The sequence below is a fragment of the Xanthomonas indica genome (assembly GCF_040529045.1).
GTDB lineage: Bacteria > Pseudomonadota > Gammaproteobacteria > Xanthomonadales > Xanthomonadaceae > Xanthomonas_A > Xanthomonas_A indica.
The window spans coordinates 894,611-910,929 of sequence record NZ_CP131914.1; the positions used below are offsets into that span (position 1 = coordinate 894,611).

Consider the following 16,319-nt stretch of genomic DNA (forward strand, 5'->3'; position numbering starts at 1 on the left):
CGGCATGGCTACGAATGCGCAGGGGCGCGAGCACCGTGTCGTGTCCTGGTAGCTGCGGGCGCTTGCGTAGGAGCGGCTTCAGCCGCGACGAGGCGTGCCCGGTAACGCGCGTCGCGGCTGAAGCCGCTCCTACGGGACGGCGCGGTGCGTGACGGGTGCAGGTGCTCGGCGGGATCCTGCGGGCGCCGACGCGGCGGCGCCCCGGCGCCTGCCGCACGTCGACGGCAGGCGCCTCGGCGAGCGGCCGGCTCAGTGCAGCTCGCGCTCGAACAGCTTGAGGATGCGCTTGTACTCGTCCAGCCAGGAGTCGGCGCGGGTGAAGCCGTGCTTCTCCAGCGGGTACGGCGCGATCTCCCAGTTGTCCTTGTGCAGCTCGATCAGCTTCTGGGTCATGTCCACCGAGTCCTTGAAGAACACGTTGTCGTCGACCATGCCGTGGGCGATCAGCAGGTGGTCGCGCAGCCCGCTGGCGTACTCGATCGGCGAGGAGGTGCGGTAGGCCTCCGGGTCCAGGTCCGGGGTGTTGAGGATGTTGGAGGTGTACTCATGGTTGTACTGGCTCCAGTCGGCCACCGGACGCAGCGCGGCGCCGGCCTTGAACGTGCCAGGGCTGCGGAACAGCGCCATGTAGGTCATGAAGCCGCCGTAGGATCCGCCGTAGATGCCGGCGCGGCTGCGGTCGCCCTGCTTGCTGTCGACTAGCCAGTCCAGGCCGTCCAGGTAGTCCTCCAGTTCCGGATGGCCCATGTCGCGGTAGATCGCGGTGCGCCAGTCGCGGCCGTAACCGGCGCTGGCGCGGTAGTCCAGGTCCAGCACGATGTAGCCCTTCTGCACCAGCAGGTTATGGAACATCTGCTCGCGGAAGTACGGGCTGTAGCGCGCCGAGACGTTCTGCAGGTAGCCGGCGCCGTGCACGAACATCACCACCGGGTAGCGCTTGCCCGGCTCCGGCTGCGCCGGACCGTAGTACTTGCCCCAGACGGTGCCGGCGCCGTGCTTGGACGGCACCTGCACGAACTGCGGCTGCACCCACGGGCGCGCCTTGAACGCGGCGCTACGGGTGTCGGTGAGCACGCGCGCATTGCCGCCGGCGGCCGGCAGCACTGCCAGTTGCGGCGGCAGGTAGGGGCCGGAGTAGTGCACCAGCAACTGCTGGCCGTCCGGCGACAGCGCGAAGTCCTCGACGCCGTCCAGCGCGGTCAGTTCGGCGACGCTGTCGTTGCGCAGGTCGAGCTTGCACACCTCGTAGTCGCCCGGCCACTTGCGGTTGCACAGGAACAGGAAGCCCTGGCCGTCGGCGCTGATCACCGGCGCGGACACTTCCCACTTGCCGGAGGTGCGCTGGCGCGGTTTCTCGTTGCCGCGCTGGGTGTACAGGTGCGAATAGCCGGACTGCTCGGACAGCAGCCACAGCGTCTGGTTGTCCGGCATCCAGCCGAAATCGTTGAAGCTCCAGTTGATCCAGGCCGGATCGGTGAGGCGGTGGCGCGGCTGCAGCACCGCCTTGTCCAGGTCGACGCTGGCGATCCAGCGGTCCTTGTTGTCCACCGCACGCAGCAGCACGGCGACGTTGCGGCCGTCCTCGCTCCAGTGCATCGAGGCGCCGCTGCCGTCGCCGTCGGTCTCCACGCGCACCGCGCGCGGGCCCTGCAGCGGCTCCTGCTTGGCGGCCTTGCGCAGCGCCGCCAGCGGATCGGTGCCGATGCCGGGCAGCACCGACAGGTCGAGCTTGCGCGCGGTGCCGGCCACCGCATCGACCAGCCACAGGGTCTGCGCCACCGGCGAATTGCGCCCGACCAGGGTGCGCGCTTCCTGGAATTCGGCGTAGCCGGACTCGGTCACGTAGCGCGGCATCTTGCTGTCGCGGCCTTCCTCGGCGCCCTTGGCGTGGGTCACCACCAGCAGGTGGCGGCCGTCCGGCGACAGCGCGCTGTCGTCGACCACCACGTCGTCGCCCAGGTACACCGGCGCCGGCGCGCGGCTGCTGTCGGCGCGGCGCCAGGCCTGCTCCTGCTGGCGCAGCAGGTCGCGCTGTGCGCGGTCGCGGGCCAGGGTTTCCAGCGTGCGCAGTTGCTGCTCGCGCAGCACGTCGGGCTTGGGCGCGGCATCGGGATCGCGCTCGGCCTTGAGCACCGCGGCCTGCTGCACGCCGCCGCCGGGGCTCCAGCGGTACCAATCGTTGCCGACCCGCCACAGCGCGCCGCCGTCGGTGGTGAATTGCGGCCGCGCCGCGGCCTGGTTGCTGCGGGTCAGTTGGGTCAGCGCGCCGCTGCGCAGGTCGCGCAGGAACACGTCGCCGTTGCGCACGAACAGCATGCGCTGGCGGCGTGCGTCGTAGACCGGGTTGGCCGCATCCAGGGTGCTGCGCTGGGCGTCCTCGACCCGCTGCGCGGCGGTGCCGTCGATGCCCTGGCGGTAGGTGTCGCGCACCGGGCTGCCGGTGCGCTTGAGCTGGTACTGCACCTGGTGCCCGTCCCAGGCCCACCACGCGTCCTCGACCGGCGGCCCGATCCAGTCCGGATCGGCCATGGCCTGCTCGATGGTCAGCGGGGCGGCGGCATCCTGGGCCGCGGCCAGCGGCGGCAGGCAGGACAGGGACAGCAACACAACAGCGCTCAGGGCGAGACGACGCATCTGGAATTCCGGACGAACGGCAAACCGCAAGCGTAGCAGCCGGCAGGGCGGCGGCGATTGCGCCATCGGTCATGGGCGGGCTGGGTCAAGGCGATCGGAGCAAGCGCCGCGGCCCGGTCGTGGTGGCGCCCATTCAGGGACCTGGCGCCCGCTTCGGTCATCGATCGTGCCGCGGACGATGCAAGCGTGTGCTGGGAGGGCTCGAGCGCTGGCGTCAGTGCATTGAAAACACCCGCCCGTGATGCCGCGCTTCCCTCGGTGCGCGCAAGCGCAACGCAAGCTGCTTGCACATGTTTCGGCTACATGCGCGGCCACACAGGGTCGGCGTGGTCGGCATCTGCCCCGTCCGCGTGAGCGCACGTGCAGGACGCACCACGCACCACTCACTCTCGCGACGGTGCTGCTGCGACAAGACGCCACTGCGACAAACCGTCACATCCCATTTCGCCGCGCCGCACCAACAATAGGCATCGTTTCCGCTGCCTCAGGCGCACCCCATGGACGCCCTGCTGTTGTCGCGCATCCAGTTCGGATTCGTCATCAGTTTCCACGTGCTGTTTCCGGCTTTCACCATCGGCCTGTCGAGCTGGCTGGCGTTCCTGGAGTGGCGCTGGCTGCGCACCCGCGACACGGTGTGGCGCGATCTGTACTTCTTCTGGCTGAAGATCTTCGCCGTGTCCTTCGGCATGGGCGTGGTCAGCGGCATCGTGATGAGCTTCCAGTTCGGCACCAACTGGGCGGTGCTCAGCGAACGTGCCGGCAACATCCTCGGTCCGCTGCTCAGCTACGAGGTGCTGACCGCATTCTTCCTGGAAGCCTCGTTCCTCGGGGTGATGCTGTTCGGCTGGCACAAGGTGCCGGAAAAGCTGCACTTCCTGTCGACCTGTCTGGTCGCCATCGGCACGCTGATCTCCACCTTCTGGATCCTCTCGGCCAATAGCTGGCTGCAGACGCCGGCCGGCTACGCCGTGGTCGAAGGCGTGTTCCAGCCGGCAAACTGGCGCGAGGTGATCTTCAACCCGTCGTTCCCGTACCGGCTCACGCACATGGTGCTGGCCGCGTTCATCACGACGTGCTTCGTGATCGGCGGGGTCAGCGGCTGGTATCTGCGCCGCGGCGAGCATCTGGACGCGGCCGGGCGCATGCTCAAGCTGGCGGTGGCGTTCGCCGCGATCGCGCTGCCGTTGCAGATCGCCGCCGGCGATGCGCATGGCCTGAATACGCTCGAACACCAGCCGATCAAGGTGGCGGCGATGGAGGGGCACTGGCACGGCGAGGCGCCGGGGCAGGGCGTGCCGCTGGTGGTGTTCGCGGTGCCCAACGAGGCCGCCGAGCGCAACGACTACGAGGTGACCATTCCGCGCCTGGGTAGCGTGATCCTCACCCATACGCTGGATGGCGAGATCACTCCGCTGACCGCGGTGCCGCGGGACGAGCGGCCGCCGGTGAAGCCGGTGTTCTACGCGTTCCGGGTGATGGTCGGGCTGGGCATGGCGATGCTGCTGCTGGCGCTGGTGTCACTGTTCTTCTGGTGGCGCGGCACGCTGCTGCGCCGGCGCGTCCTGCACGTGGCATGGAACGCGATGCTGCCGGCCGGGTTCGTGGCCCTGGTCGCCGGCTGGTTCGTCACCGAGATCGGGCGCCAGCCGTACGTGATCTATGGCCTGCTGCATACCCGCGACGCGGTCAGCCCGGTCAGCCCGGCGATGGTGTGGATCTCGCTGAGCGTGTACGTGCTCGCCTACGCGCTGGTGTTCGGTTTCGGCAGTTGGTACATCCTGCGCATGCTGCGCCACGGCCCGCTGCCGCACGAGCCGGCGCCGCGCATGCAGGAGGGCGACAAGACCCCGGCGCGGCCGCTGTCGGCGGCCGACGACGACATCGAGGAGACCCGCTGATGGACATGGCGACCGTATTGCCGGTGATCTGGTTCGGCGTGATCGGCTTCGGCGTGCTGATGTACGTGCTGCTGGACGGTTTCGTGCTCGGCCTGGGCATCCTGGCGCCGTTCGCCGAGGACGAGGACCAGCTCGACCTGATGATGAACACCGCCGCGCCGATCTGGGACGGCAACGAGACCTGGCTGGTGCTCGGCGGCGCCGGCCTGCTGGCGGCGTTCCCGAAAGCCTACGCGGTGGTGCTGTCGGCGCTGTACCTGCCGGTGCTGCTGATGCTGATCGCGCTGGTGTTCCGCGGCGTGGCCTTCGAGTTTCGCTTCAAGGCGCGCAGTTCCAAGTACCTGTGGGGTTGGGCCTTCGCGCTGGGTTCGCTGTGCGCCGCGTTCTGGCAGGGCGTGATCCTGGGCGCGCTGGTGGAAGGCATGCCGCTGCAGGACGGCAAGTACCTGGGCGGGGTGCTGGGCTGGTTCAGCCCGTTCTCGATGCTCACCGGCGCGGCGGTGGTGTTCGGCTATGCGCTGCTCGGCGGCAGCTGGCTGATCCTCAAGACCGAGGGCGCGATGCAGCACATCGCCCGCACCCTGACCCGGCCGCTGGTGCTGGTGGTGGTGGTGTTCATGGGCCTGGTCAGCGCCTGGCTGCCGTTCCTGGACTCGCGGATCATGGCGCGCTGGTTCCACGACGGCAATTTCTGGTGGCTGTCGCCGGTGCCGTTGCTGGTGCTGCTCAACGCGGTGGCGCTGTGGCGTGCGGCGATGGCGCAGGGCCGCGACGCGCGCCCGTTCGTGCTGACCCTGTGCTTCTTCGTGCTTGGCTTCTTTGGCCTGGTGCTGGGCATCTGGCCGAACATCGTGCCGCCCGGGCTGACCATCTGGGAGGCGGCCTCGCCGCCGTCCTCGCAGGGGTTCGTGCTGGTCGGGCTGTCGGTGCTGCTGCCGGTGATCCTGGGTTACACCGCCTGGTCGTACCGGGTGTTCCGCGGCAAGATCACTGCCGACACCGGCTACCACCACTGACGGCGGGCCGTCGCGTTGGGCGGCGGCTTGCCAGCGGCGGCGGCGGCGGCCAAGCTACCGGCTCCCCGCGCCGTGCGGGTCATCGCCCGCCGAGTCGCCGCCCCGCATGTCCGCCGTTTCCTCCGAGATTCCCGCCGCGCCCCTGTTGCATCCGCTTGCCGTCGGCGACGCGCGGCGGCCGTTGGCCTTCGCCAACGGCGAGCACATCGACCTGGCCACCTTCCTCGGCCACGTGCGCGGCCTGGCCGCGGCGTTGCCGAGCGGCCGGCATGCGTTGAACCTGTGCGAGGACCGCTACCGCTTCATGGTCGCGTTCTGCGCGGTGGCGCTACGCGGGCAGACCTCGCTGCTGCCGTCCTCGCGCGCGCCGGCGGTGGTGGCCGAGGTGCAGCGCACCCATGCCGACTGCTATTGCCTGGGCGACCTGGCGCTGGCCGAGCCGCCGCCGCGCTACTGGCAGTTGCCGGACACGCTGCCGTCGCTGGACGGACCGATGCCGCAGCTGGCCGACGACGCCCTGGTGGCGATCGGCTTCACCTCCGGCAGCACCGGCGCGCCCAAGCCCAATCCGAAGACCTGGGGCAGCTTCCTCACCAGCACCCGCCAGGACCTGCTGGCGCTGGTCGGGCTGTGGCCGGAGACGGCGGTGCCGCAGGTGGTGGCGACGGTGCCGCCGCAGCACATGTACGGCATGGAGCTGTCGATCCTGCTGCCGCTGGTGACGCCGCTGGCGGTGCACGCCGGGCGCCCGTTCTTCCCGGAGGACGTGGCCCGCGCGCTGGCGCAACTGCCGGCGCCGCGCCTGCTGGTGACCACGCCGGTGCATCTGCGCGCGCTGGTCGAATCCGGTGTCGCCTTGCCGCCGCTGGCCGGCATCGTCTCGGCCACCGCGCCGCTGGCGCAGGAACTGGCCGCCGCCGCCGAGGCCCGCTTCGGCGGCGAGGTGCGCGAGATGTTCGGTTCCACCGAGACCTGCGTGTTCGCCAGCCGCCGCACCGCCTGCGAAGTGCCGTGGACGCCGTTGCCCGGCGTGCGCGTGGCGCCGCAGCCGGACGGCACCCTGGTGCACGCGCCGCATCTGCCGCAGCCGGTGCTGCTGGCCGACCTGATGGACGTGGACGCCGACGGCCGTTTCCAGGTGCGCGGCCGCCAGGCCGACCTGCTGGAGATCGCCGGCAAGCGCGCCTCGCTGGCCGACCTCACCCGGCGCCTGCTGTCCGTGCCGGGCGTGGTCGACGGCGCGATGCTGCAGCTGGATCCGGAGCCGGGCCAGGCGGTGGGCCGCATCGCCGCGGTGGTGGTGGCGCCGACCCTGGACGAGGCCGCGATCCTGGCCGCGCTGCGCCGCGAACTGGACCCGGTGTTCCTGCCGCGCCGGCTGCGCCTGCTCGACGCCCTGCCGCGCAACGAGACCGGCAAGCTGCCGCGCGATCGCATGCTGGCCTTGCTGGCGGCGGGCCGCGAGGACTGAGGGCGGCACGCGCCGCCATCGGCGGCGCATGCGCACTGGCGTTCTGCCATCGCCGCGGCTTGATCGCGACGGATGCACTCTGACAACGCGGTGCTGCCGCCACTCAGCGGGACACGTCGCACCTTCCCCTCGTAGGAGCGGCTTCAGCCGCGACAGGCGTTCCCGATAAGGCCCGTCGCGGCTGAAGCCGCTCCTACGACACCATGGGACGTAGCGCGCGCCGCAGCTGCCTCAACCATGCACGCCGTCGATCTCCACCGCCAGTTCGTCGCGGCAGATCACCGCGTGCAGCAGCAGGCGCGGCACGCGCTCGCCGAAACGGGCATCCAGGGCATCGGCGACCAACGGCAGGTCGCCGGGCTCGCGCACGTAGACCTTCAGGCGAGTGCCGTCGCCGAACTGCGGCGGCAGGTCCGGGGCGTGTTCGCGGGCGGCCGCGAGCAGGGCGTCGAAGTTGGCGAAGGTCTCTTCCAGCTGCGCCAGCAACTGGCCCTGGTGCATGGAGGCGTGGCCGACCACGCTGGCGGTGCCCGACAGCAGCAGCGGCATGTCGCTGCCGGCCGGCGGCAGCATCGCGCGGGCGAAGCTGGGCGGCTGCGGGCCGTACTGGCGCGGGTAGCGGTAGGCGCTGACCTGGCGCGGGTTCTCCAGCGGGGTGCCGGCCTGCGCGGCGGCCAGCCAGTAGATCTGCATCACCCGTGCGTCGTCGCAGCGGCCGACCGCGGTCGCCGCGGGCAGCTGGGTGGCGTCGAAATCGCCCAGCCCGCGCGCGCGGCCCACGCAGAAGCGCCGGTAGCGCTCGCGGTCGCCGCTGCCCAGGGTGATCGCGTCGAGGTAGTTCCAGATGCGCAGCAGGCGCGGCGTGGCGCTGCCGGACACGAAGGCAGTGATCTGGGCGTAGGCGAGCGCGGCGGCTTCCTCGATGTCCAGGTCGACCTGACGCTCGTCGATCTCGATGACGCCGAACTGCAGGCGGCCGTCGCTGGCCCAGGCGATGGCGCCGTCGCGGCCGCTGTGCACCGGCGCGTCGGTGCGCCACACCTCGAGCATGCGCGGGCCGTGCGGCTGCAGCGGCACGCGCAGGTAGCGCGGGTCCTCGTGGTAGGGCGCGGTCTCGCCGAAGCCGAACACCGCCAGCACGTGGTCCTCGCCCAGCAGCTGGCCGGGATCGGTCTCGGCGACGTAGTCCACCTGCAACTGCGGATGGCCCTGCGTGTGGTGCGGAAACTGCAGGTGCGGGCGGCTCATGGGGTATCTCCGTGCAAGGTGTCGCCGTGGAACTGTTCGCGGGCCTGGCGGCGGCGGTGGCGCCAGGCGCGCCACGCCCGCGGCAGCATCGCCACCGCGGACAGCGCATAGATGGCGCGGAACACGCGCAGGCGGCGCAGCACCGCACGGTTGTCGAAGACGTCGCCGGCGAGCATCGCCACCACTGCCTGTTCCACCTGCAGCACGTTACGCGGCTGCGCGAACAGCTCGCGCATGGTCGGCGAGGTGAAGCGGTAGATGAACCACTTGAACTCGTCCAGGCCGCCGCGCAGGTGCCGCTCCAGGCGCCGCTGCAGCCGCGCCTCGCTGGCCGGGTCGCGCAGCGCCGCGTCGACCATCGCTGCGCCGCGCTCGGCGCTGTGCATGGCCAGGTACACGCCGGAGGAGAACATCGGGTCGACGAAGGCGTAGGCGTCGCCGAGCATCAGCCAGCGCGGGCCGCTCATGCGCGTGCATTCGTAGGCGTAGTTGCCGGTGGCATGCACCGGCGCCACGCGCTGCGCGCCGGCCATGCGCTCCACGACGTCGGGGTTCAGCGCCAGGGTGCGCAGCAGGAACGTCTCGCTGTCGCAGCCCTGGCGGGTCTTCATGTACTCCGGGTCGCACACCGCGCCCACGCTCATCACGTCGTCGGGCAGCGGGATCAGCCACATCCAGCCGTGCGCGTGACGGTAGATGCTGATGTTGCCGGCGTCCTCGCCCGGGCGCCGCGCCACGCCGCGGAAATGGCCGAACAGCGCCGCCGACTGGTGCCGCGGGTTGGCGCGCTTGAGCTTGAGCTTGTTGCCGAGGAAGGTGTCGCGGCCGCTGGCGTCGATCAGGTAGCGCGGCCGGTAGCGGCGTACGCCATCGGCGCTGCGCGCCTGCACCGTCGGTGCCTCGCCGTCCAACTGGACCGCCTCGACGCGGACGCCCTCGTGCACGTCGGCGCCGACCGCGCGCGCCTGCGCGAACAGCACCCGGTCGAAGTCGGCGCGCGGCACCTGCAGCGCGAAGTCGGACTGCGCGCCCAGCGCATCCGCGAAGCGGAAGGTGTTGTAGCCGCCGGCGTCGTTGGGGAAGTCGGCGCCGAGCTTGAGCACGCTGATCGCCCGCACCTGGTCGAGCACGCCCAGCCGCTGCAGGATCGGCATGTTCATCGGCAGCAGCGATTCGCCGATGTGGAAGCGCGGGTGGTGGTCCTTTTCCAGCACGGTCACCCGCCAGCCGCGTTGCGCCAGGACGATCGCCGCCGCGCAGCCGGCCGGCCCTCCGCCGATCACCAGCACGTCGGGCGTTTCCGCCTCGATGGCGCTTGCGGTGGGAGGGGAAGCAACAGCGGGGGACGTCATCCTGAGGGAACCTGCGGGCGCAACGGCGGGGCGAAACGGCATGATAGCGTGCTGTTCGCGGGCCGATGGTTGCGCCGCAGCGCCCGATGCACCATCTTGTCGCACCCGTCCTTTCGCCTGGAAGCCCCTGGATGTCTTCGCAAACCGCCGCCGAACGTGAACTGGCCGAGCTGCTGGTCGAGAGCCTGAACCTGGAAGACGTCCAGCCCGGCGACATCGATCCGGAGGCGCCGCTGTTCAATACCGGCCTGGGGCTGGACTCGATCGACGCTCTGGAACTGGCGCTGGCGATCAGCAAGCGCTACGGCTTCCAGCTGCGCTCGGACAACGACGAGAACCGCCGCATCTTCGCCTCGCTGCGCGCGCTGTCGGCGCATGTCGAAGCCAACAAGACCAGCTGAGCCGGCCGACGCCGCGCCCTGGGCGCTGGCCCTGGGCGTGCTGCTGGCGCTGGCCTACTCGCCGCTGGCGCACTGGGCCAATGCCGCGCACCGCCCGGACCTGGCGGTGCTGGCCGGGGCGGCGCTGGTGCTGATGGTGCTGGTGGAGCCGATGGCGCGCTGGCGGCCCTGGGCCTGGGCGCTGGCCATCGCCGCGACGGTGGCGCTGGTGCCGCTGTGGCGCTCGCCGCACGCCCTGCTGCTGCTGGCCGCCCCACCGGTGCTGTTCACCGCCTGGGTGGCCTGGTTCTTCGGGCGCAGCCTGCAGCGCGGGCGCACGCCGCTGATCACCCGCATCGTCGAGGCCCTGTACCGCCAGGCCGGCATGCCGATCACCCCGGAGCAGTTGCGCTACACCCGCCGCCTGACCCTGGCCTGGACCCTGCTGTTGGTCGGGCTGACCCTGCTCAACCTGGTGCTGGCGCTGTGCGCCCAGCCCAGTGGGGTGCTGGCGCAACTGGGCCTGGCCGCGCCGCTGCCGATCAGCGACGCGCGCGCCTCGCTGTTCGCCAACCTGCTGGGCTATGGGGTCATCGGCGGCTTCTTCGTCGGCGAGTACCTGCTGCGCGGGCGCTGGTTTCCGCAGCGTCCCTACCGTAATCTGCCCGACTTCCTGCACCAGCTGGCGCGGCTGGGGCCGGTTTTTTGGCGCGATCTGTTGCGCTGACGCGCGCAGTGCAGGGGACGCAAGGGTCGTGCAGATCATCAAGGAAAACAGCAAGTTGCCGCAGGCAGGGATGCCCTCGCGCATGGCCTGGGCCGTGTGGAACGCCCTGCAGCTGGTCTTCACCCTGGCGCATACCGCGCTGGGCATCGTCGTCGCGCTGGTGCTGCTGCGGCTGACCGGGCCGCGCCTGCCGCTGCGCATGGGCGCGCGGTTCTGGGCGCCGGTGCTGCTGTTCGGCGCCGGGGCGCGGCTGCAGGTGGAGGGCCGCGAGCGGGTGGACTGGTCGCGCAACCACCTGTTCGTCAGCAACCACCAGTCGATCATCGACATCTGCGCGCTGTTCATTGCGTTGCCGGTGCCGCTGCGCTTCCTGCTCAAGGACGAGATGCTGAAGGTGCCGTTCGTGAACTGGTATGCGCGCGATACCGGCATGCTGTTCCTGGACCGCGACAGCCGCCGCGCCGGGGCGATGATGCGGCGCGAGGCGGCGGCGCTGCTGCGCCGTGGCGAGGACCTGTGCCTGTTCCCGGAAGGCACCCGCAGCCGCAGCGGCGCGCTGGCCGAGTTCAAGGCCGGGCTGCTGCAGGCCGCGATCGACGCGGGCGTGGACGTGGTGCCGGTGGCGCTGGACGGGGCGGGCAAGGTGCTGCCGCCGACCAGCCTGTTCCGGGTCCGGCCCGGCGTCATCCGGGTGCGGATCGGCACGCCGATCCGGGTGAACGGCGAGGATGGCCCGCTGAATCGCCAGGAAGTGACCCAGCGCGCGCACCAGGCCGTCCGTGCGATGCTCGAACCCAGGATATGAGTCGCCCGTATGCATTTCGTCGTCCCGCATGATCATCCCAGCCTGCCCGGTCACTTCCCCGGCCGCCCGGTGGTGCCCGGCGTCGTGGTGCTGGACCACGTGCTGCAGGCCGTCGAGGCGGCGCACGGCGCGCGCGCGCCGCTGCGCCTGCCGCAGGTGAAGTTCGTGCAGCCGCTGTTTCCCGGGCAGCCGGCGCGGGTGGAACTGGACGGTGCCGCACCGCGCTGGCGCTTCCGCGTGCTGCGCGGCGAGGACCTGCTGGTCAGCGGCGAACTGAACGCCGAGGCGGCGCCGTGAGCGCCGGCTGGAAGCACCGCCCGGAAGGCGGCGGCCGTTTCGCCCTGTGGCTGATCCGCAGCATCGCCCGCTATGGCGGCCGTGCCGTCGGGCGCCTGCTGCTGTATCCGATCACCCTGTACTTCCTGCTGGTGCGCGGCCCGGAGCGGCGCGATTCGCGGCACTACCTGAGCCGCGTGTTCGACCGCCCGGCCACGCTGCTGGAGGTGGCCCGGCACATCCACACCTTCGCCTCCACCATCCTCGACCGGGTGTTCATGCTGTGCGGGCAGATGCACCGGTTCCGGGTGCAGATCCGCGGCCTGGACCAGTTGCACGCGCAGATGGACCGCGGCCGCGGCGTGCTGATCTTCGGCTCGCACCTGGGCAGCTTCGACGCGCTGCGGGTGCTGGCCACCGAGCGCCCGGACGTGCAGGTCAAGGTGGTGCTGGACAAGGCGCACAACCCGGCGATGACCGAACTGCTGGGCGCGCTGAATCCGCAACTGGCCGCCAACATCATCGACGCCGGCATGGACAGCACCTCGATCGTCATGGCCATCAAGCAGGCCACCGACGAGGGCGCGCTGGTCGCGCTGCTGGTGGACCGGCCGCGCCCGGAGGATCCGGCGCTGCCGGCTGCGTTCATCGGCCAGGGCGCGCTGTTCCCGACCTCGCCGTGGCTGATCGCCGCCGCGCTCAAGGTGCCGGTGGTGCTGGCCTTCGGCCTGTACCGCGGCGGCAACCGCTACGAACTGGTGTTCGAGACCTTCAGCGAGGGCCTGGACCTGCCGCGCCGGCAGCGCGCGCCGGTGCTGGCGGCGCTCATCCGCGATTACGCCGCCAGGCTGGAGCATTACACCCGCTCCGCGCCCTACAACTGGTTCAACTTCTACGACTTCTGGAACAACCGCCATGCCGATGCGCCGCACCTTGCCGTGGATGCTGATACTGCTGTGCAGCGCCGCACCGCTGTGCGCCGCATCGCCTGAGGCGCCGGACGCCGACTGGATCCTGCAGAAGCTGGCGCGGCCGGCGCCGGTCAGCACCGCCTTCGTCGAACTGCGCGGCTCGGCGCTGCTGAAGGCGCCGCTGCGGGTGCAGGGCGAGTACCGCCGCCCGGACGCGCAGACCCTGGTGCGCGAAGTCACCGCGCCGTACCACGAGACCACCACCCTGCGCGGCGGCGAAGCCACGCTGGAGCGCGACGGCAAGCCGCCGCGGCGCTTCTCGCTGGCGCGCGTGCCGGAACTGGCCGGCTTGCAAAACGGCTTCGGCGCGCTGCTGTCCGGCGACCGCGCGCTGCTGCAGCAGCAGTTCAGCGTCAGCAGCAGCGGCACCCGCGAGCGCTGGCAGCTGCAGTTGCAACCCAAGGATCCGGCGATGGCCGCGCACGTGCGCAGCCTGCGTCTGTACGGCCGTGGCGCCGAGCTGCGCTGCATCGAGACCACCCCGACCAAGGGCGACGTCCAGCGCACCCTGCTGGCCGGCGCCGCGCAGGCCGCCGGCACCCTCGCCGACGGGGCTGCGCTGACCGCGCTGTGCCACGGCGACGCGGCGTGACCCCCGCACGCGTTGAGCAGGACCGGCGGCGCGCTGCCGGCCTGACGGCGGTGCGCGCGCTCGCCGATCGCGCGGCGCAGGCATGCGCGGGAACGCGGCGATGACACGTGCCCTCAGTTCGAAGATGCGCATCTCGCTGGCCCTGTTGTGGCTGGCTGTGCTGACCGTGGCCGGGATCTGGCTGGGCAACGCGCTGCAGGTGTCGGGCGATCTGCGCAAATTCATGCCGGAAGCGCAGACCCCTGCGCAAAAACTCCTGCTCGACGAACTCGGCGAAGGCCCCGGCTCGCGGCTGCTGCTGATGTCGCTGTCCGGGGCCGATGCGGCCACGCTGGCGCGCCAGTCGCAGGCGCTGCATGCGGAACTGGCCGCCCAGCACGCCGTATTCGAACTGGTCGCCAACGGCGCCGATGCCGGCCTGGATGCGATCCCGCCGCGCCTGCTGCCGTACCGCTACCTGCTCAGCGACAGCTTCGACGCCACGCCGCTGGATGCACCGACCTTGCGCGATGCGCTGCAGGCGCGGCTGCAGGACCTGGGCTCGCCGGCGGCGGCGATGGTGGAGCCGCTGCTGCCGCGCGATCCGACCCTGGAAGTGCTGCACCTGGCCGAGCGCCTGCAGCCGGCCGGCGGCCCGCAGCAGCGCGACGGGGTCTGGTTCGACCGCGCCGGCAAGGACGCGCTGCTGGTGGCGCAGACCCGCGCCGCCGGCTTCGACCCCACCGGCCAGCAGCGCGCCGTGGACGCCATCCACGCCGCCTTCGCCAAGGTCAGCGCCGGCACCAGCAGCAAGCTGACGTTGACCGGTCCCGGTGCGTTCTCGGTGGAGATCGGCGGGCGTACCCAGAACGAGGCGCAGTGGATCGGCACCCTGGATACGGTGGGGCTGATCGTGCTGCTGCTGGTGGCCTACCGCAGCTGGAAGATCCCGGTGCTGGGCGTGCTGCCGCTGGCCAGCGCCGGCCTGGCCGGGCTGGGCGCGGTGGCGCAGCTGTTCGACGGCGTGCACGGCATCACCGTGGCGTTCGGCTTCACCCTGATCGGCGTGGTACAGGACTACCCGATCCACTTGTTCAGCCATCAGCGCCCGGGCCTGGACCCGCGCGAGAACGCACGCCATCTGTGGCCGACCCTGGCCACCGGCGTGGTCTCCACCTGCATCGCCTACGTCACCTTCCTGTTCTCCGGCGTGGACGGCCTGCGCCAGCTGGCGGTGTTCACCATCGCCGGGCTGCTGGTGGCGGCGCTGACCACGCGCCTGCTGCTGCCGGCGCTGATCGATCCCTCGCCGCGCGACCATGCCGACTCGCCACTGCTGGAACGGCTGTGGCGCGGCATCGCGCGGCTGCCGCGGCCGCGCTGGTCGCTGCTGCCGCTCGCGCTGCTGGCGGCCTCGGTCATCGTGTTCGCGCCTGGGCCGTTCTGGCAGAACGACCTGTCCAAGCTGACCCCGGTGCCGGCCGAGGGCCTGGCCCGCGACGCGCACCTGCGCCAGGAACTGGGCGCGCCCGACGTGCGCTACGTGCTGGCCCTGCCGGCCGCCTCCGCCGAGGCCGCGCTGGCCGCGTCCGAACGCCTGCGCCCGCGCCTGGACGCGCTGGTGGCGCAGGGCGAACTGGCCGGCTACGACATGGCCGCGCGCTACCTGCCCAGCGCCGCCACCCAGCGCCGGCGCCAGGCCGCCTTGCCCGATCCGGCGCAGGCGCAGGCGATGACCGCCGCGGCGGTCGCCGCCACGCCGTTCCGCGCCGACGCCTTCGCGCCGTTCCTGGCCGACCTGCAGGTCGCGCGCAGCGCGCCGCTGCTGACCGCGCGCGACCTGCACGGCACGCCGCTGGCCACCACCGTCGGCGGCCTGCTGCTGGAGCGCCCGGACCGTGCCACCGCGCTGGTGTCGCTGACCGGGCTGCGCGATCCGGCGCAGCTGGCGCGCGCGGTGCAGGGCAGCGGCGCGCAGCTGCTGGACCTGAAGGACGCGTCCGAGTCGCTGGTGGCCGCCTATCGCGGCCGCGTGCTCGCCGCGCTGGGCGTGGCCGCGGTGCTGCTGGCGCTGACCGTGGCGATCGCCCTGCGCACGCCGCGGCGGATCGTGCGCGTGCTGCTGCCGATGGCGCTGACCACGCTGCTGATCCTGGCGATCCTGCGTGGCTGCGGGGTCGAACTGAACCTGTTCCACCTGATCGCGCTGATCCTGGCCGCCGGCCTGGGCCTGGACTACGCGCTGTTCTTCGACCACGCCGGCGACGACCGCGCCGACCAGTTGCGCACCCTGCATGCGCTGATCGTGTGCAGCCTGATGACCCTGCTGGTGTTCGCGTTGCTGGCGGCCTCGAGCATCCCGGTGCTGCGTGCGATCGGCAGCACCGTGGCGCTGGGGGTACTGTTCAATTTCGTGCTGGCGCTGCTGATTTCGCGCGAGACCGTCAGCGAAGCCTTGGAGAGCCGCCATGCACACTGAACCCTTGCACGGACGCGAGGCCATCGCCGCGCTGGTGCCGCACCAGGGCCTGATGTGCCTGTGGGAGGAGGTGGTGGCCTGGGACGCGCAGCGCGTGGTGGTGCGCAGCGGCGCGCATCGCCAGGCCGCGCATCCGCTGCGCAGCGGCGGCCGACTGCACGCGCTGCACCTGTGCGAATACGGCGCGCAGGCGATGGCGGTGCACGGCGGCCTGCTCGGCCGCGCCAGCGACACCCCGGTGCGTCCGGGCATGCTGGTGGCGCTGCGTGGGGTGCAGTTGCACGTCAGCGAACTGCAGGACCTGGCCGAGCCGATCGAAGGCGAGGCCGAGGTGCTGCTGCAGGCCGAGGACAGCCAGCAGTACGCCTTCCGCATCACCCATGCCGGGCAGTTGCTGGCCGAGGGCCGCGCCACGGTGGTGCTGCGCGTGGCATGACAGCGTCGGCGGCTACTGCGCTGCAGCCGCAACGTGCCTTTCCGTCGCGACGCGT

The 16,319-nt window shown here is 71.5% G+C and carries 14 protein-coding genes; 11 read left to right on the forward strand and 3 right to left on the reverse strand.

The window, feature by feature from the left end:
* Positions 1-249: 249 nt before the first annotated feature.
* On the reverse strand, positions 250-2,634 hold the full coding sequence (locus Q7W82_RS03770) for a S9 family peptidase (RefSeq protein ID WP_242157165.1): 2,385 nt from the start codon (positions 2,632-2,634) through the stop codon (positions 250-252).
* A 497-nt stretch (positions 2,635-3,131) separates the two neighbouring features.
* Here Q7W82_RS03770 and Q7W82_RS03775 point away from each other — a divergent pair, with 497 nt between their 5' ends.
* The 3 genes from Q7W82_RS03775 (at position 3,132) to Q7W82_RS03785 (ending at position 7,019) form a co-directional block, all read left to right on the forward strand.
* Entirely contained in the window at positions 3,132-4,532 is a 1,401-nt protein-coding gene (locus Q7W82_RS03775) for a cytochrome ubiquinol oxidase subunit I (RefSeq protein ID WP_242157163.1), read from the forward strand.
* Positions 4,532-5,548 carry a cytochrome d ubiquinol oxidase subunit II gene (gene cydB / locus Q7W82_RS03780; protein ID WP_242157160.1) on the forward strand — a complete coding sequence of 339 codons (1,017 nt, stop codon included), beginning with the start codon at positions 4,532-4,534 and terminating at the stop codon, positions 5,546-5,548. Before Q7W82_RS03775 ends, cydB begins: the two co-directional genes overlap by 1 nt.
* A gap of 106 nt (positions 5,549-5,654) precedes the next feature.
* Positions 5,655-7,019 (forward strand): AMP-binding protein, encoded by a 1,365-nt coding sequence (locus Q7W82_RS03785; RefSeq protein WP_242157158.1) that lies wholly within the window; start codon positions 5,655-5,657, stop codon positions 7,017-7,019.
* 231 nt (positions 7,020-7,250) lie between these two features.
* On the opposite strand, the gene Q7W82_RS03790 is transcribed toward Q7W82_RS03785, so the two are convergent.
* Both Q7W82_RS03790 and Q7W82_RS03795 read right to left on the reverse strand, forming a co-directional pair.
* Positions 7,251-8,267, reverse strand: coding sequence for a pteridine-dependent deoxygenase (locus Q7W82_RS03790; protein WP_242157144.1), 1,017 nt, complete (start codon positions 8,265-8,267; stop codon positions 7,251-7,253).
* Positions 8,264-9,619 carry an NAD(P)/FAD-dependent oxidoreductase gene (locus Q7W82_RS03795; RefSeq protein WP_242157141.1) on the reverse strand — a complete coding sequence of 452 codons (1,356 nt, stop codon included), beginning with the start codon at positions 9,617-9,619 and terminating at the stop codon, positions 8,264-8,266. Before Q7W82_RS03795 ends, Q7W82_RS03790 begins: the two co-directional genes overlap by 4 nt.
* 131 nt (positions 9,620-9,750) lie before the next feature.
* Here Q7W82_RS03795 and xanC point away from each other — a divergent pair, with 131 nt between their 5' ends.
* The 8 genes from xanC (at position 9,751) to Q7W82_RS03835 (ending at position 16,264) form a co-directional block, all read left to right on the forward strand.
* Positions 9,751-10,020: a xanthomonadin biosynthesis acyl carrier protein XanC gene (xanC, locus tag Q7W82_RS03800; RefSeq protein ID WP_003470209.1), complete on the forward strand. Its 270-nt coding sequence runs from the start codon at positions 9,751-9,753 to the stop codon at positions 10,018-10,020.
* Entirely contained in the window at positions 9,995-10,726 is a 732-nt protein-coding gene (locus Q7W82_RS03805; protein ID WP_160946959.1) for a ketosynthase, read from the forward strand. Before xanC ends, Q7W82_RS03805 begins: the two co-directional genes overlap by 26 nt.
* A gap of 55 nt (positions 10,727-10,781) precedes the next feature.
* Positions 10,782-11,531, forward strand: coding sequence for a lysophospholipid acyltransferase family protein (locus tag Q7W82_RS03810; RefSeq protein ID WP_242158333.1), 750 nt, complete (start codon positions 10,782-10,784; stop codon positions 11,529-11,531).
* Between the two features lie 9 nt (positions 11,532-11,540).
* Positions 11,541-11,828, forward strand: coding sequence for a hypothetical protein (locus Q7W82_RS03815; protein ID WP_242157137.1), 288 nt, complete (start codon positions 11,541-11,543; stop codon positions 11,826-11,828).
* Positions 11,825-12,799 carry an acyltransferase gene (locus tag Q7W82_RS03820; RefSeq protein ID WP_160946961.1) on the forward strand — a complete coding sequence of 325 codons (975 nt, stop codon included), beginning with the start codon at positions 11,825-11,827 and terminating at the stop codon, positions 12,797-12,799. Before Q7W82_RS03815 ends, Q7W82_RS03820 begins: the two co-directional genes overlap by 4 nt.
* Entirely contained in the window at positions 12,723-13,370 is a 648-nt protein-coding gene (locus Q7W82_RS03825) for a LolA-related protein (RefSeq protein WP_311195487.1), read from the forward strand. Before Q7W82_RS03820 ends, Q7W82_RS03825 begins: the two co-directional genes overlap by 77 nt.
* A gap of 100 nt (positions 13,371-13,470) precedes the next feature.
* Positions 13,471-15,828, forward strand: a complete 2,358-nt coding sequence (locus tag Q7W82_RS03830; RefSeq protein ID WP_242157135.1) for an MMPL family transporter — start codon at positions 13,471-13,473, stop codon at positions 15,826-15,828.
* A 4-nt stretch (positions 15,829-15,832) separates the two neighbouring features.
* A complete protein-coding gene (locus tag Q7W82_RS03835; RefSeq protein ID WP_242158329.1) occupies positions 15,833-16,264 on the forward strand; it encodes a phosphotransferase in 432 nt (143 codons plus the stop codon).
* Positions 16,265-16,319: the final 55 nt, after the last annotated feature.

Excerpts from the sequence above, each read along its gene's own strand:
- Q7W82_RS03770 (WP_242157165.1), bottom strand. The coding sequence starts at position 2,634 with ATGCGTCGTCTCGCCCTGAGCGCTGTTGTGTTGCTGTCCCTGTCCTGC.
- Q7W82_RS03775 (WP_242157163.1), top strand. The coding sequence starts at position 3,132 with ATGGACGCCCTGCTGTTGTCGCGCATCCAGTTCGGATTCGTCATCAGT.
- cydB (WP_242157160.1), top strand. The coding sequence starts at position 4,532 with ATGGACATGGCGACCGTATTGCCGGTGATCTGGTTCGGCGTGATCGGC.
- Q7W82_RS03785 (WP_242157158.1), top strand. The coding sequence starts at position 5,655 with ATGTCCGCCGTTTCCTCCGAGATTCCCGCCGCGCCCCTGTTGCATCCG.
- Q7W82_RS03790 (WP_242157144.1), bottom strand. The coding sequence starts at position 8,267 with ATGAGCCGCCCGCACCTGCAGTTTCCGCACCACACGCAGGGCCATCCG.
- Q7W82_RS03795 (WP_242157141.1), bottom strand. The coding sequence starts at position 9,619 with ATGACGTCCCCCGCTGTTGCTTCCCCTCCCACCGCAAGCGCCATCGAG.
- xanC (WP_003470209.1), top strand. The coding sequence starts at position 9,751 with ATGTCTTCGCAAACCGCCGCCGAACGTGAACTGGCCGAGCTGCTGGTC.
- Q7W82_RS03805 (WP_160946959.1), top strand. The coding sequence starts at position 9,995 with ATGTCGAAGCCAACAAGACCAGCTGAGCCGGCCGACGCCGCGCCCTGG.
- Q7W82_RS03815 (WP_242157137.1), top strand. The coding sequence starts at position 11,541 with ATGCATTTCGTCGTCCCGCATGATCATCCCAGCCTGCCCGGTCACTTC.
- Q7W82_RS03825 (WP_311195487.1), top strand. The coding sequence starts at position 12,723 with ATGCCGATGCGCCGCACCTTGCCGTGGATGCTGATACTGCTGTGCAGC.
- Q7W82_RS03830 (WP_242157135.1), top strand. The coding sequence starts at position 13,471 with ATGACACGTGCCCTCAGTTCGAAGATGCGCATCTCGCTGGCCCTGTTG.